This window comes from Streptomyces sp. NPDC048392 (assembly GCF_043200575.1).
Lineage (GTDB): Bacteria > Actinomycetota > Actinomycetes > Streptomycetales > Streptomycetaceae > Streptomyces.
This window is the reverse complement of record NZ_JBICYB010000030.1, coordinates 70,690-86,100: the sequence shown is the minus strand read 5'-3', so window position 1 is coordinate 86,100 and position 15,411 is coordinate 70,690. Positions and strand designations below refer to the sequence as shown.

9 protein-coding genes are annotated in these 15,411 nt (G+C 74.4%); 3 read left to right on the top strand and 6 right to left on the bottom strand.

Features of this window, described 5'->3' with window-relative positions; genetic code table 11:
* Positions 1-363: 363 nt before the first annotated feature.
* A complete protein-coding gene (locus tag ACGFYH_RS29410; protein ID WP_393806200.1) occupies positions 364-912 on the bottom strand; it encodes a MarR family winged helix-turn-helix transcriptional regulator in 549 nt (182 codons plus the stop codon).
* Positions 913-1,058: 146 nt separating this feature from the next.
* On the opposite strand from ACGFYH_RS29410, the gene ACGFYH_RS29405 reads away from it, so the two are divergent.
* Positions 1,059-2,336: an MFS transporter gene (locus ACGFYH_RS29405; protein WP_393806201.1), complete on the top strand. Its 1,278-nt coding sequence runs from the start codon at positions 1,059-1,061 to the stop codon at positions 2,334-2,336.
* A gap of 48 nt (positions 2,337-2,384) precedes the next feature.
* On the opposite strand, the gene ACGFYH_RS29400 is transcribed toward ACGFYH_RS29405, so the two are convergent.
* Positions 2,385-4,037, bottom strand: a complete 1,653-nt coding sequence (locus ACGFYH_RS29400) for a SpoIIE family protein phosphatase (RefSeq protein WP_393806199.1) — start codon at positions 4,035-4,037, stop codon at positions 2,385-2,387.
* 182 nt (positions 4,038-4,219) lie between these two features.
* The gene (locus ACGFYH_RS29395; protein ID WP_393806198.1) at positions 4,220-5,596 is read right to left on the bottom strand and encodes an NAD(P)/FAD-dependent oxidoreductase; all 1,377 of its coding nucleotides are present in this window, start codon (positions 5,594-5,596) and stop codon (positions 4,220-4,222) included.
* 378 nt (positions 5,597-5,974) lie between these two features.
* Between ACGFYH_RS29395 and ACGFYH_RS29390 the strand changes: the two genes are divergently transcribed.
* A complete protein-coding gene (locus tag ACGFYH_RS29390; RefSeq protein ID WP_393806197.1) occupies positions 5,975-6,784 on the top strand; it encodes a TetR/AcrR family transcriptional regulator in 810 nt (269 codons plus the stop codon).
* A gap of 300 nt (positions 6,785-7,084) precedes the next feature.
* Here ACGFYH_RS29390 and ACGFYH_RS29385 read toward each other — a convergent pair whose 3' ends face one another.
* On the bottom strand, positions 7,085-7,534 hold the full coding sequence (locus ACGFYH_RS29385) for a hypothetical protein (protein ID WP_393806196.1): 450 nt from the start codon (positions 7,532-7,534) through the stop codon (positions 7,085-7,087).
* Between ACGFYH_RS29385 and ACGFYH_RS29380 the strand changes: the two genes are divergently transcribed.
* Complete coding sequence (locus ACGFYH_RS29380) at positions 7,511-9,319, top strand: sigma-70 family RNA polymerase sigma factor (RefSeq protein WP_393806195.1); 1,809 nt, start codon at positions 7,511-7,513, stop codon at positions 9,317-9,319. The genes ACGFYH_RS29385 and ACGFYH_RS29380 overlap by 24 nt on opposite strands.
* Here the strand turns inward: ACGFYH_RS29380 and ACGFYH_RS29375 are convergent.
* A complete protein-coding gene (locus ACGFYH_RS29375; protein ID WP_393806194.1) occupies positions 9,306-12,644 on the bottom strand; it encodes a BTAD domain-containing putative transcriptional regulator in 3,339 nt (1,112 codons plus the stop codon). The two genes, ACGFYH_RS29380 and ACGFYH_RS29375, sit on opposite strands and share 14 nt — an antisense overlap.
* A 310-nt stretch (positions 12,645-12,954) precedes the next feature.
* Positions 12,955-15,072, bottom strand: coding sequence for an asparagine synthase-related protein (locus ACGFYH_RS29370; RefSeq protein ID WP_393806193.1), 2,118 nt, complete (start codon positions 15,070-15,072; stop codon positions 12,955-12,957).
* Between the last annotated feature and the right edge of the window lie 339 nt (positions 15,073-15,411).

Genomic DNA, 15,411 nt, shown 5'->3' with positions numbered 1-15,411 from the left:
CCTCGGTGCTTTCCAGGTGCCCGCTTTCGCGTTTCCCTTTCCGGCGACTCCGACTCTATCAGATCCTTTCGGCCCTGATTCCCCGTCAGAAGGGGTTGCCGTCCCGGCTGTTGGGCCGTTCCGACGTCTCAAACCCTAGCGGACCCTCTCGGTGATTCCCAATCGAGGTCGATCGGGCCGACGAGTTCCACGCGGAATCGAATTCGGGCATACCGAAGACATTCCCACTGGGGATCGCGCTGATGGTTTGAGTGCCGCTACGGCGGCGGGAGGTGCTACCCGCAGAACCGTTGAGGTCCCGTGGCAACCCGAAGAACCTTACGGATCCCGTAGGGGGCTGTCAAGCACGGCTGTCAAGATCTTTTAGTCGAGGTCGCTGAGCCGGCCGCCGGCGTCCGGTTGCGCGTGCTCCACCCTGCGCAGGAGGCGGGTGAGCACCTCGCCGAGTGCGGTCCGGTCGTCGGCGGAGAGGTCCTGGAGCAGATCCTCCTCGAAGACCGTGGCGAGGCGCATGACCTCCAGCCACTTCTCACGACCGTCCGCGGTCAGCGCGACGATCACCCGCACGCGGTTGGACTCGTCGCGCTCCCTGGTGACCAGGCCCTCCGTCACCATGCGGTCGATGCGGTGGGTCATCGCGGCCGGCGTCAGGCCGAGGCGCTTGGCGAGGTCGCCGGGGCCCAGCCGATAGGGGGCGCCGGAGAGGACGAGAGCCTTGAGCACCTCCCAGTCCGTGGTGCTGATGCCCAGTTCGGCGGTCTGCCGTCCGTACGCGACGTTCATACGGCGGTTGAGGCGCGAGAGCGCCGAGACGATCTTCTCGACCTGGGGGTCGAGGTCCTGGAACTCGCGCTGATAGGCGGCGATCTGCTCTTCGAGTGTCGGCTCGCCGGCGCCGGAGGTGTCACCCATGGCCGCAGTATGGCATGCAGCTCCTTTGCCTCGAAGTCCTTCACTATGTAGTCTTTACCTTCGAACTTTAGCTTCTAAGTCTTCAGCTCTAACGGCTGGAGCGGTCGAGCTCGAAGGATCAAGAGAGGGTGAACGTGACCAGGGCAATGGGCGCTGCGATGCGCCGGATTCATGTGGGCAACGCACTCAGTGCGTTCGGACTCGGCTTCACGGTCCCCTACCTGTACGTCTATGTGGCGCAGGTACGTGGACTGGGTGCCGTCACGGCGGGCGTCGTGCTCGCCGTCTTCGCCGTGGCCGCACTGATCGTGCTGCCGTTCGCCGGACGGGCCATCGTCCGACGGGGCCCGCTTCCGGTGCTGCTGGTCGCCCTGGTCACCGCCGCGTTCGGCGCCATGGGTCTCGGGCTGTCCGCCTCGGCGGGCACGGTGCTGCTGTCCGCCGCCGCACTGGGCGCGGGGCAGGCCGTGATGCAGCCGGCGCTCGCGACCATGATCGTGGACTGCTCGACGACGGAGACCCGGTCACGGGCGTTCGCCATGCAGTTCTTCCTGCAGAACCTGGGGCTCGGCGTCGGCGGGCTCATCGGTGGCCATCTGGTCGACACCACGAGCGCCTGGTCCTTCACGCTGCTGTTCGCCATCGAGGCGGCGATGTTCCTGGTGCTGACCGCGGTGATGGCGACGGTGCGCGCGCCGCGTGCGCCGCGGATCGAGGAGGCGCCGGGGCAGGCCGTCGGCGGGAGCTGGAAGCAGTTGCTCGGCAACCGGGCCATGGTGCAGCTGTGCGTGCTGGGCTTCGTGCTGTTCTTCGCCTGCTACGGACAGTTCGAGTCGGGGCTGAGCGCGTACGGCGTCGAGGCGGCGGGGATCTCCACGTCCACGCTGGGAACGGCGCTGGCGGCGAACACGCTGATGATCGTGGTCGCGCAGTTCGCGGTGCTGAAGTTCGTGGAGCGCCGGAAGCGGTCCCGGGTGATCGCCTCCGTGGGGCTGATCTGGGCCGTGGCGTGGGCCGTGGCCGGGTACGCCGGGCTCGGGCACGCGAGCCAGACGATGGCGACGGCCGCGTTCATCTCGACGTACGCGCTCTTCGGGCTGGGTGAGGCGATGCTGTCTCCGACGCTAGCGCCGCTGGTGGCCGACCTGGCGCCGACCGGTCTCGCCGGGCAGTACAACTCCGCCTTCGCCCTGGTGAAGCAGCTCGCGCTGGCGATCGGACCCGCGGTGGGCGGACCGCTCGGGGCCTCGCTGCACGCGCCGTACATCGTGGCGTTCGTGCTGTTCTCGCTGGGCATCACGGTGCTGGCGGTGCGGCTCGGGCGGCAGCTCACGGACGTACAGAACCAGCCGTCGCTCGCGCGGAGCAGGGTGGTCACGCAGGGCGGGGCGCCGTCCGACGCGGTGGCGGTCGCCGAGGTGTGAGCGGGGCCGGGGCGGAGGCGGGTTCTCTGCCGGCCCGCCCGCCCGGGTTCACGGCTTCGGCAGGACGAACTCGCACCAGACCGCCTTGCCGCCCCCCGGTGTGCGCCGGGACCCCCAGTTCGAAGCGATCGTGGCGACGATGGCGATGCCCCGGCCGGACTCGTCCCCCGGCTCCGCTCGGCGGCGTCTGGGCAGGTGGTCGTCGCCGTCGGTCACCTCGATGATCAGGCGGCGGTCGGTACGGCGCAGCCGCAGCCGCATCGGCGGCGTGCCGTGCTGGAGGGAGTTGGCGACCAGTTCGCTGGTGGCCAGGACACCCAGGTCGTGCAGTTCGGTGGGGAAGCGCCAGCTGGTGAGGACGCCGGAGGCGAAGGCACGCGCGCGTGGGGCCGCTTCCACTCCGCCGAGCAGTTCCAGGGCGGCGTTGCGGAACAGCTCGGCTTCCGCGCCCTTGCGGGCGGGATGCTGGAGGACCAGGACGGCGACGTCGTCGTCGTGGTCCGGGGTGACGCCCGCCGAGCGGACCAGGCGGTCGCAGACCACCTGCGGGCTGCCGGTCGCGCCGGACAGGGCGCGTTCCAGGGCGGCAATGCCCTCGTCGAGGTCCTCGTTGCGCCGTTCCACCAGGCCGTCGGTGTAGAGGACGGCCGTGGAACCGGGGGGCAGGGCGATCGAACCGGAGGCGTGGATCCAGCCGCCGGTGCCGAGCGGGGGGCCGGTGGGTTCGTCGGCGCGCTGCACGGTGCCGTTCTCGTCGCGCACCAGGATGGGCAGGTGGCCTGCGGACGCGTAGACCAGGCGGCCCTCGTTCGGGTCGTGGATGGCGTAGACGCAGGTGGCGATCTGGTTGGCGTCGATCTCGGTGGCGAGGCCGTCGAGGAGCTGGAGCACCTCGTGCGGGGGCAGGTCGAGGCGGGCGTAGGCCCGGACTGCCGTACGGAGCTGGCCCATGACGGCGGCCGCGCGGACGCCTCTGCCCATGACGTCGCCGATGACCAGGGCGCTGCGACCGCCGCCGAGGGTGATCACGTCGTACCAGTCGCCGCCGACCGCGGCCTCGGTGCCACCGGGGTGGTAGGTGGCGGCCACGCGCAGGTCGTCGGGCTCCTCCAGTTCCTGCGGGAGCAGGGAGCGCTGGAGGGTGACGGCGGTCTCGCGCTGGCTGCGTTCGCTCGCGCGCAGGCGGCCCGCGGCTTCGGCGTGGTCGGTGACGTCGGTCGCGAACACGAGCACGCCCCGGCCGTCGCGGCCGCCGCCGGTCTCGGTGACCGGGGTGCAGGTGAAGGTGTACGAACGGCCGTCGGGGGCCTTGCGGGACTTGAGGGTGCGGGACCTGCCGCTGCGCTGGACCTGGTCCAGGAGCGGGAAGAGGCCCGGCTCGTCCAGCTCGGGAAGGGCCTCGCGGGCCCGGGCGCCGAGGTGGCGCATGCCGAAGGCGGCGACGTAGGCGTCGTTGACGTAGGCGAGGCGGTGCTCGGGACCGTGTACGAGGGCGACGAGGGCCGGGACGCGGTCCAGGACGTCGCGCACGGGCAGGTCGTCGACCGCCGGGGCGGGCAGTGCCTCGTCGGTCAGCTGTTCGGCGCGGGCCGTCGGTACGGAGCCGCCTCCCCGCCGGTCCGGGGAGACCACCGTGTCGGTGCGCGCCGCGGCGCGGCGCTGCGTTCCGGGGAGTCGGGCGCTCCAGCGCGTGAAGTTCACGAATCCTTGCCTCGTGTAGTTGTCGGCGGCCGGGGCCGGGAACGGCCGGGACCGGCCGGGCCCCCGGAGGCCGCGCTGGGGCGAGCGGCGGCGCGCCCGCGGTGGTGGACCAGTCTGGCAGGGTGCCCGCCTGGCCGACATCCGTCAGACGCCTCGGTGGCCGGGGGAGTTCCTGAGTCCGGTCAGGACGACCCCTTCGGGTTGTGCGGTGGGTCCTGAGAGGGTTTTCCACCGGCCGCGAGTTCGAACTCCGCCCGCGGATGTTCGAGTGAACCCAGGGAGACGATCTCCCGTTTGAAGAGTCCGGCGATGACCCATTCGGCCAGCACGCGCGCCTTGCGGTTGACGGTGGGGACCCGGCTGAGGTGGTAGGCGCGGTGCATGAACCACGCGGGGTAGCCCTTGAGCTTGCGGCCGTAGACGTGCGCGACGCCCTGGTGGAAGCCGAGGGAGGCGACCGAGCCGGCGTACGTGTGCGCGTACGTGTCGAGGGGCTCGCCGCGCAGGGCGTGGGTGACGTTGTCGCCGAGGACCTTGGCCTGGCGGACGGCGTGCTGGGCGTTGGGGGCGCAGTCCCGGCCGGGTTCGGCGGCGGTGACGTCGGGTACGGCGGCCGCGTCGCCCGCCGCCCACGCGTGCGGGGCGCCGTCGACCGACAGGTGGGCGGTGCAGGTGAGCCGGCCGCGGTCGTCGAGGGGGAGGTCGGTGGCGGCGAGGACCGGGTGCGGTTTGACGCCGGCCGTCCAGACGACGGTACGGGTCGGGAAGCGGGAGCCGTCGCTGAGGACGGCGACGCGGTCGGTGCAGGACTCGAGGCGGGTGTCCAGGCGTACGTCGATGTTGCGGCGGCGCAGTTCGGTGACCGTGTAGCGGCCCAGCTCCTCGCCGACCTCGGGCAGGATGCGGTCCGAGGCCTCGACGAGGATCCACTTCATGTCCTCGGGTGTGACGTTGCGGTAGTAGCGCGCGGCGTAGCGGGCCATGTCCTCCAGCTCGCCGAGGGCTTCCACGCCCGCGTAGCCGCCGCCGACGAAGACGAAGGTGAGGGCGGCGTCGCGGAGGGCGGGGTCGCGGGTGGAGGAGGCGATGTCCATCTGTTCGAGGACGTGGTTGCGCAGGCCGATGGCCTCCTCGACGGTTTTGAAGCCGACGCCGTGGTCCGCGAGGCCGGGTACGGGCAGGGTGCGCGAGACGGAGCCGGGCGCGAGGACGAGTTCGTCGTACGTCAGCCGGCGGGCGCCCGTGCCCTCCTCGTCGGTGGCGAGGGTGGTGATGGTGGCGGTGCGCGTCGTGTGGTCGATGGACCGCGCCTCGCCGATGACGATGTCGCACTGGCCGAGGACACGGCGCAGGGGCACGACGACGTGCCGCGGTGAGATGGAGCCGGCCGCGGCTTCGGGGAGAAACGGCTGGTACGTCATGTAGGGGTCGGGGGTGACGACCGTGATCTCGGCCTCGCCCCGCCGCAGTTCGCCCCTGAGGTTCCGTTGCAGCCGCAGGGCCGTGTACATCCCGACGTAGCCACCGCCGACAACGAGAATGCGTGCACGTTCCTTCACCCACCCATGACGCACCCGGCGCTTGCGTTTGTCCACAGGCTCGTCAATTTGTGTGACCGGAGATCGCGGAGGCGCGGAGCCGGGCGGATCGCCTCGGGGCGGCACGGTGTGCAGGTCAGCGGGGGTGGGCGAGGGTGCGCGGGGCGGCACATTCGGGGCGTATGCGGTCGGTGCTCCGATCGGGGTGCGCTCCGTGCGGAACGTGCCCCTTCTGAATTGACCCTCGCTCAACTATGTTCTTTCCGACGGTGTGCAGGGGGATGCGCTCACGGGGGTCCGCGACGGGCGGGCCGCAGAGCCGGGGCCGTTCCGCGCACGCCGGCTATTCGATGGCGGGGAGAGTCTCCGGGGGGAGACGTCATTACCGGGGGATTGTCTATGCATGTTCAGGACTCTCATTGGTCGTCCGCGTCGGCTGTCGCGCCCGGCGGCGCGATGAGTGCGACGGCGGGCGGCGCACGCGGCGAGGTGGCGCGGAGCGCGCCCCTGCGCGTGGACGCCCAGCGCAATCTGGAGCACGTGCTGCGCGCGGCGCGCGAGGTGTTCGGCGAGCTGGGGTACGGCGCGCCGATGGAGGACGTGGCGCGGCGCGCGCGGGTCGGTGTCGGCACGGTGTACCGGCGATTTCCGAGCAAGGACGTCCTGGTGCGCCGGATAGCCGAGGAGGAGACGGCGCGGCTGACCGACCAGGCTCGGACGGCGCTCGGGCAGGAGGACGAGCCGTGGTCGGCGCTGTCCCGCTTCCTGCGGACGTCGGTGGCCTCGGGCGCGGGCCGGCTGCTGCCGCCGCAGGTGCTGCGGGTCGGCGTGTCGGACGACGGCGACGGCGCTGCCGCGGCCGGTGATCCGCGGGTGCCCCAGCAGCGGATACAGCCGGGCACCGGCGAGCTGCGGCTGGTGTCCGAGGGGGCCGCCGCCACGACGGTCGGGGCCTCGGCCGGAGCAACGGTCGGCGGGCCGGGTTCCGTGACGGGCGACGCCGGGGCCGGGGCGCTGCTGGAGGTCGTGGGCCGGCTCGTGGAGCGGGCGCGGACGGCGGGCGAGCTGCGAGCGGAGGTGTCGGTGTCGGACGTGCTGCTGGTGATAGCCACGGCGGCGCCCTCGCTGCCGGATCCGGCACAGCAGGCGGCGGCCTCGGCCCGGCTGCTGGACATCCTGCTGGAGGGGCTGCGGTCGCGGCCGGTGTGAGACGGCGCTGTCCGAGCGAGCGGTCGGGTCGGGTCGGGTCGGGTCGGGTCGGGTCGGGTCGGGTCGGGGGCATTCTGCGCGTCTCGCTCAACGCCCGCCGGGAGGGGGTGCCACGCGGTACTTCTTCCTTCCCCGAACGGCTGAGCGCTATCACCGCGGCACCGCCAGTCCCCACGGACGAGTGATGGTCGGTACAGGGGGGTCCTGAACAAGAGCCAATATGGCACGCTGACCCGGTGTTCGGACGGGCTGGGCAGGTGGCGGGGGCATTCCGCGATGAGCGTTGACGGGCGGGACGGGTCACTCGGTGACGGCGAGGTCGGGCCCGGTGGCACCGGCGGGACCGCCGACAACCATCGCCGTACCGTCCCGGCCGAGGACGGTCACCGTGCCGGTCTCGGTGGGGACAGCGACCGCAGCGGCCCCACCGGTGACAGGCGCCCCAGCAGTCCGGCCGAAGACGATCGCCGTGCCGACCCGACCGGGGACAGCCGCCACAGCGGCCCCGCCGAAGACGGTCACCGCAGCGGCCCCGCCGGGGACGGTGACCGCCGTGGCCCCGCCGGGGACGGTGACCGCCGTGGCCCCGCCGGGGACGGTCACCGCCGTGGCCCCGCCGGGGACGGTCACCGCCGTGGTCCTGCCAGGGTCGGTGGTCCCGGCGGTCCCGCCAGGGGCGGTGACCCCGGTGGTTCCGCCGAGGACCACGACCGCGCGGGGGTCGGGGTGCCGGCGCAGCGTGAGCTGCACGAGGACAGCGTTCTGCCGCCGCCGCGCGGTCCGTACGACGGTGGCATCCTGCCGCCGCCGCGGGAGGTTCCGGCGTCCGACGCGGAGCTGATCGGGAGGATGCGCTCGGGCGACGACACGGCCTACGAGGAGCTGTACCGGCGCCACGCGGACGCGGTCCGCCGGTACGCGCGCACCTGCTGCCGCGACGCCCACACCGCGGACGACCTCACCGCCGAGGTGTTCGCCCGCATGCTCCAGGCGGTGCGCGGCGGTTCGGGGCCCGAGCACGCCCTACGCGCCTACCTGCTCACCGCGGTCCGGCGCGTCGCCGCCGGCTGGACCCGGTCGGCCGGGCGGGAGCAGCTGGTCGAGGACTTCGCGGTGTTCGCCGCGCAGGCCGCGCACACCGCCAAGGCCCCGGACGACGACACCCTGGAGCTGGGCGCCGACGTCCGCGCCATGCACGAGGCCGAGCAGTCGATGGCCATGCGGGCCTTCCGGTCGCTGCCGGAGCGGTGGCAGGCCGTGTTGTGGCACACCGAGGTCGAGGACGAGTCGCCGAGCGAGGTGGCCGTGCTCTTCGGGCTGGACGCCAACGGCACCCGCGTTCTCGCCAGCCGCGCCCGCGAGGGTCTGAAGCAGGCCTACCTCCAGGCCCACGTCAGTGATGCCCTCGCCGCCGACGAGGAGTGCGCCCGCTACGCCGACCAGCTCGGCACGTACGCGCGCGGCAGGCTGCGCGTCCGGGCCGAACGCGGGCTGCGCAAGCACCTGGAGGAGTGCGCCAGGTGCAGGCTGGCCGCGACCCAGATCGAGGAGGTCGCAAGCGGCATTCCCGCCGTGGTGCCGGTCGCGGTCATCGGCTGGTTCGGTGCCGCCGGGTACGCCAAGGCGGCCGGACTCATCGCCGGAGGCGCGGGCGCGGGAGCCGCGGGTGCGGCGGCCGCGGCGAGCGGTGGTACGTCCGGCGGAGCGGGCGCCGGAGGTGGTGCGGCGGCCTCCGAGGGGCTGGGCGCGCCGGTGAAGGCCGGCATCGCGGCCGGTGTGGTCGCGGTGGCCGCCGCGGCGGCCCTGGTCTTCGCGCTGGCCGGCAACGACGCCCCGGACGAGGAGCCCCCGAAGGCCGCCCCGCCCGCCTCCTCACCGGTGGCGCAGCCCGCCCCCGACGCCCCCACGCCTTCGACGCCGCCGCCGAGCCCACACCCCCCGGCGGCCGCCCCCGCCCACTCCCCGACACTCACGCCCACTCCCACTCCCAAGCCGCCCCCGGCTCCGAAGCCAACCCCGGCCCCGCCCTCGCCCTCGCCCCCGACCCCGACCCCGAAGCCCACTCCCACACCGCCCCCCGCCCCGGCGCCTCCGCCCGCCCCGGCCGTCTACCAGTGGAGCGAGCTGGCGTACGACGTGAGCGGCGACGGCACCGGCCCGGAGATGCGGCTGGCCGGGAGCAGCTGGGTCTGGCAGCGCTCCGCCCTGTCGGTCGACGACGTGCGGTACGCGCACGGTGTCACCGTCAACGGACGCTCCTCGGTCACCGTCGACCTCAACCGTGCCTGCTCGTCCTACGACGCGCTGGCCGGGGTCGACGACCTGACGATGAAGCTCGGCAAGGTGCGCTTCTCGGTGTTCGCCGACGGCGTCCGGTTGTGGACTTCGGGGATGGTCGAGGGCGGGGATCCGGCGGTCCCCGTCCAGGTGGACATCTCGGGGCGCGAGACCCTGCGGCTGGTGACCGAGCCGCACAGCCCCTTCGACTCGGTGGCGCTCGCGGACTGGGCCCGGTCGCGCTTCACCTGCGCGTAGGGACCTGCGGTACCGGCTGCCGCGCCCTGTGGTGCCGCACCGCCTCGTCCAGCTCGCCCAGGACGTCCCGCGGCGTGCGGACGGCGCCCTCGGCCATCTCGGCGGCGTACCGCTCACCGCCGAGGGCGCCGCGGGCGGCGGTGCCGGCGCGCTCGGCGTGCGCGCGGTCCGGCATGGGGCGCGGACGGTCGCCGCGCCAGTGTCCGGCCGCGCCGAGCAGCCGCACCGCGCGGCCGTGGTCGCCGAGGTCGCAGAGCAGGCCCGCCGCGCTGTCCACCAGGGCCGCGACGACCAGCTCGGCGCACCGCTCCTCGACGGCGGTGCGGATGGTGTCCGCCAGCAGTGGCAGGGCCGACCGCGGACCCGACTCGCCCGCCGTCACGAGCGCGTCCACCAGCCCCAGCGTCGCGAGGAACTGCGGCGGTGGCGTGCCGCGCGCGCACTGCTCGCGGGCCGCTTCCCACAGCACGCGCGCCCGCGTGAACTCCCCGTCCTCCACGGCGAGTCCGGCCCGCAGCATCAGGACGAAGGCCTTGGAGTCCACCACGCCGTACCGCTCGGCGGCGGCGCCGGCCTCGTCGAGTACGGCGAGTGCCGTGTCGCGGTCTCCCTCGCGGTAGGCGATCTCGGCGAGCCGGGCGATGAGGAACGGCGCCTCCGCGAACGCGCCCACCTCCCCGGCGAGCCGCAGCGCCTCCTCGTACTCGGCCCTGGCGTCCTCGTAGCGGCCGCGCACCATGGCGGCCTCGCCGAAGGCGCTGCACACCTGGGCCTCCACCAGACGGTCGCCGACGCGGCGGCTGAGCAGGCGCAGTTCCGCCAGGTCGTCGTCGATGCCGGTCGGAGTGCCCGAGAGGTCGACCACCGCGTGCGTACGGAACATGAGGCTGGCGGCGACCTCCCACTCACCCCCGTACGCGCGGCAGTTGGCGACGGAGGCGTCCATGGAGTGCTGTACGTCGTCCGAGTCGCCGACGAAGAACTCGGTCAGCGGCCAGATGAGGCCGGGTACCCGGGCCGCCTCCGGACCGCCCGCCGCGAAGTGGTCCCGCACCCGCCTGACATACCGCCGCATGCGCTCGTCCGACAGGCCCTCTCCCGGCCCGGCCTCGAAGGTGAGGAGGATGTGCATCATCCGCACCCGCATGCGCGACGGGTGCAGCGGGTGCCGGGGAGCGTCCACCGGTACGGCGAGGAGCGCCCCGACGGGGTCGGCGGCGGCCGTACGACGGGCGAGGACGTCCTTCGGCGGTACCTCGGCACCGTACGCGTCGAGGGCGGCACCGAGGCGCAGGGCCCGGTCCAGCCATCCGACGCCCTCGCGACGGTAGTTGCGCAGCCACCAGAACCAGCTCATCGCGAGGGCGACCGCGGCGGCCTCCTCCTCGTCGCCCGCGACGAGGGAGCGGTCGAGGGCCGCTCGGATGTTGTCGTGCTCGGTCTCCAGACGGGCTATGTAGGGCAGTTGTCCGGACGAGCGCAGTCGCGGATCGGCCTCCTCGGCCAGGGCGCGCGCCCACGCGCGGTGGGCCCGCTCGGCGGCGGCGCGCAGCTCGGGGGTCTCGGCGGCGCGTTCGTCGGCGTACTCGTGGATGGTCTCCAGCATGCGATAGCGCATTCCGGCGCCCCGGGTGCCCGGGTCGGCGACGACCAGGGACTTGTCGACGAGGGCGCCGACGAGTTCCGCCGCGGGCCCGGTGCCCACGGCTTCCGCGGCCTCCAGGTCCCAGCCGCCCGCGAAGACGGACAGCTCGCGCAGCATCGTGCGTTCCGCCTCGTCGAGGAGGTCCCAGGACCAGTCGACGACCGCGCGCAGCGTCTGCTGGCGGGGCAGGACGGTGCGGCTGCCCGAGGTGAGCAGGCGGAAGCGGTCGTCGAGGCGGTCGGCGATCTCGCGTGGGGTGAGCATGCGCAGCCGGGCGGCCGCCAGCTCGATGGCGAGGGGCAGCCCGTCGAGGCGCCGGCAGATCTCGGCGACCGCGTCCTCGTCGCGCGGTAGGGCGTCCGCGTCGGGACGTACGGCGGCCGCGCGGGCGGTGAAGAGGCGGTGTGCCTGATCGGGGGTGAGCGGCTCGACCGGGCGCACCGACTCGCCGGGGACGCCCAGGGGTTCGCGGCTGGTGGCGAGGATGGTGAGGCCGGGGCAGCGGGTCAGCAGGGTCTCGGCGAGCAGGGCCGCCGCGCCGATGACGTGTTCGCAGTTGTCGAGGACCAGGAGCCGGGTGCGCGAGGCGCAGTACTCGACGAGCAGGGCTACGGGATCGTCCTGCACGGCCGGCCGGTCGCCGGTCAGCAGCACGGTCTCGCGCAGCCCGAGGGCGTTGACGACCGCGCCGGGCACCGCCTCCGGCCGGTCGAGCGGGGCGAGTTCGACCAGCCATGCCTGCGGGAGCCCGGCGGCGGCCTCCTCGGCGAGACGGGTCTTTCCGGAGCCGCCCGGTCCGGTGAGGGTGACGAGTCGGGCCCTGCGCAGTTCGCCGCGGATGGCGCCGAGTTCGCGTTCCCGCCCCACGAAGGTGGTCAGGCGGGGCCGGATGTTGCCCCGTCGCCCGGGTGCGGGGGCCCGCCCGGGTGCCGTACTCCGCCCGGGCTCCGGAGTGTGCCGCTCCGTGTCCCGCCCCGCGAGCAGTTCGGCGTGCAGGGCGCGGAGCCGGGGTCCGGGTTCGGTGCCGAGGGCTTCCGCGAGGGCGCGGCGGACGCTCTCGTAGGCGGCCAGGGCATCGGCGTCGCGGCCGGCGGCGCGCAGGGCGCGGACGAGGAGGGCGTGCAGCGGTTCGTCGTACGGGTGCGCGGCGGTCAGCTCGCGCAGCCGCGGTACGGCGCCGTGGGTGTCACCGAGGCGCAGTCCGGCTTCGATACGGGTGCGGGTCGCCTCCAGGCGCAGGGCGTCGGGGCCGGCGGCGTGACCGGGCAGGTCGGTCAGGGCGGGACCGCGCCAGAGGGCGAGGGCCTCGTCCAGGAGCCGTGCCGCGGACGCGGCGTCGCCGCGTCCGAGGGCGGTGCCGCCCTGCCGTACGAGGCGTTCGAAGACGTACAGGTCCACGTCGTCGCGGGTCGCCGCGAGCCGGTAGCCGCCGGGGGCGGAGACGACGGCGTCCCTGCCGACGGTACGGCGGAGACGGCCGACCAGTGCCTGGAGGGCGGCGGGGGCGTCCTGTGGCACGTCGTCCCCCGCCCAGACCTCGTCGATCAGGGTGGCGGGCGCGACGACGCGGCCGGGACGCAGGGCGAGGGCGGTGAGCAGCGCGCGCAGGCGGGGGCCGCCGGGGCTCGCGACGGTGCCGTGGTCCTCCGTCTGGGCGACGCCCAGGATTCTGTACCGCACGGGGCCATTGTCGCCGCATCGGTGCGGTGCGGGCACCTGGCGTGAGCGGACAGCGGTCCGGCGCTGTCCGGGAACCCGCGCAGGCGCCGCGGGCACCAACCCGCACAGGCGCCGCAGGCACCCCAGCACAGGCGGCCGCAGGCCACCCACAGCACAGGCGCCGCAGGCACCCCAGCACAGGCGCCCGCAGACCACCCACAGCACAGGCGCCGCAGGCACCCCAGCACAGGCGGCCGCAGGCCACCCACAGCACAGGCGCCGCGGGCGCCCCCAGCGCCCGCGGGCACCCGCGGGCACCCGCCGACACCCGTCAGACCCGCCGCACGACCGCCCCCGCCCCGCCCAGCGCCCCCCGCTGCGGGGCGATCCCCGCGGGGACCGCGCGCTGGCGGGCCGGGGTGCCGGTCCAGCAGGTGCCGCGGCGGGCGAGGAGGCGGCGCAGCCAGAGTTCGAGGGCGACGAGGTCGGCCAGCCCGTCCAGCGGCAGTGGTTCACCCGCGGCCGCCGCGCGCAACGCCTTGCGCACGACCCGGGCCTCCACCAGCCCCGCCTCCGCGAGGAGCGGCGTGTCGAACAGTCCCAGCAGGGAGTCCGCGGCGACCCGCAGCCCCGTCCGCGCGGCGGAGGCGGCCAGCGCCTGGGTGGGCGCCCCCCACCCACTCGGCAGCCCGCTCACCCCCGCTCCTTCCAGCACCGTCCGCAGGATCGCCGCCCGCGCCCCCGGCCGCACCCGCAGCGCCTCCGGCAGGGCACGGCACGCGCGGACGACCTGGTTGTCGAGGAACGGCGTGTGCAACCGCTGGAAGCGGATCTCGGCGGCCTGCTCCAGCACCCGTACCTCGGCGGCCTGCCGCGCCAGCGTCGTCCGCGCGCGGAAGTCGCCCGGACGCTGCCCGGGTCCCACCCCCGACCGCTGCGAGGAGGTCTGGAGGCGAACCGATACTTCAGCCAGCGCCTCTCCGGTCAGCCACCGCGCCGCGGGCCCCTGTCCGGCCCAGGTCAGCGCGGCCAGCGAGGCGTCCATCGCCCCGTCGCCCGGCGCGTCGAAGCGTCGGTGCAGCAGCCGTTCGGCGAGCACCTCGAGACCGCTCCGGTACGGCGTGCGCGCCAGGCGCCGGGCCGCCGCGTACACGCGCGCGGGGACCAGGACCGACCCGTCGGCCTTGGCGAGCGCGGCGACCGGCCGGACGAGGTGACGCCGTTTGCGGTCCATGAGCAGGTCGGCCAGCCGTGCCGGATGGGCGTCGAGGACCTGCCGCGCCCCGTACCCGGTGAAGTGGTCCGCGCTGCCCGCGGCCAGCCGCGCCCGGTGCCGTGCGGCGGTGACCAGGGAGGAGCCCGGTTCGTCGGTCAGCGGCCCGTCCAGCGCGGCGTACGGCAGGGTGTCCTCGCCGCCGGTGACGACCACGTGGTGCAGGCGCGGGTTGGCGGCCAGTGCCCCCGCCCGGGTCAGCTCGGACTCCTGCCCGCCGGCGGTGAGGTCGTTGAAGGTGACGGCCAGCAGCCGCTCCCCGGTCCCGGTGCCGTGTCCGAGCACGGTCCCCGGCAGCCCCGGCAGCCCGGCCGCCAGCAGCGCCAGCGTGCCCGAGGCCGGGCCGCCGGACAGGTCGGCGCCGATCCCCGGTGCCGGCATGCCGCGCGCCGCGCGCCGTTCCGCGGGCCCCATGCCCGGCACCGGCCCGGGGTCGATGCCGTCCCCGGGGACGTGCCGGGGTGCGGCGAGCCGTGTGCGTACGGCCTCCACCAGGGCGTCCCGCACGCCGTCCACCGCACGGTCGGGATCGGCCGTGGGCGCCGCGACGGCGAGCGAGGCCACCGGTTCGTACCCGGCGATCTCGCGCGCCCCGGCGCGCAGGATCAGCGCATGCCCCGGCGGAACGCGCTTCACGCCGTCGTACGGGGTGGAGTCGTCCAGCGCGGCCGGCACGTCGGGCGTGGCGAGCAGCGCGGCGAGGTGGCCGAAGTCGAGGTTGGCCTCGACGAGGTCGGCCAGGGGAAGCGCGGCGGTCGCGTAGGCGGTGCCGCCCGCCCAGGGAGTGTGGAAGACCGGCCGCGCGCCCGCGAGGTCGCCGCAGACGGTGATCCGCCGCCCCACCTGGACGACGGCCGTGTAGCTGCCTGGCCACGCCGTCAGATGCCGCAGAGCGCCCCCGCGCGCGGCGAACAGCGCGACCCGCAACTGCTCGTCGCTCGCGCCGCAGATGCCGAGGACGGCGATCCGGGTCCGGGGATCGGCCGAGACGACACGTACCTCGTCGGGGCGCCAGTCGCCGACCGCCCACAGCGGATCGGGGTCGCCCCACAACGGCTGGGCGCCGACGGGCTGTACGGTCTCGCCGTCGTAGCCGGTGGCACCGGCGGAGCCACCCGCGCCGGCGATCCCCGCTGCTCCCACGGCGGCGCTGCTCCACCCCACCAACCACCGCATCGACGCCTCCACAGGCTGGGGACAACCAGTGCACCGTACGAACTGGTTCCCCATGCTGCCATGAAGGGCGCGCCACAGAGCGTCGGCGGAGCCGCGTGGGCTCCCCGAGTGCGCCCTCGCGGAAACTCACGCGAGAGCGTCGACTCCCTCTCCGCGGCCGCTCGGACAACGCTCCGAAGGGCGCGGAGACGACGCGAATGCGCCCCCACAACGCGCCGTTTGGCTACCCAACGCGCCCTCAACTCCCGTGGTGAGGGCGGTAGTCCCCCAAATCACCGGGGACGATTTTCAGCCAATTCGGCGCCACGCGGACACATTCGAACACGCTCCGTACAGGCT

What these genes read in the sequence shown, in the direction of transcription:
- ACGFYH_RS29410 (WP_393806200.1), bottom strand. Translation starts at nt 912, where the DNA reads ATGGGTGACACCTCCGGCGCCGGCGAGCCGACACTCGAAGAGCAGATC.
- ACGFYH_RS29405 (WP_393806201.1), top strand. Translation starts at nt 1,059, where the DNA reads ATGGGCGCTGCGATGCGCCGGATTCATGTGGGCAACGCACTCAGTGCG.
- ACGFYH_RS29390 (WP_393806197.1), top strand. Translation starts at nt 5,975, where the DNA reads ATGCATGTTCAGGACTCTCATTGGTCGTCCGCGTCGGCTGTCGCGCCC.
- ACGFYH_RS29370 (WP_393806193.1), bottom strand. Translation starts at nt 15,072, where the DNA reads ATGCGGTGGTTGGTGGGGTGGAGCAGCGCCGCCGTGGGAGCAGCGGGG.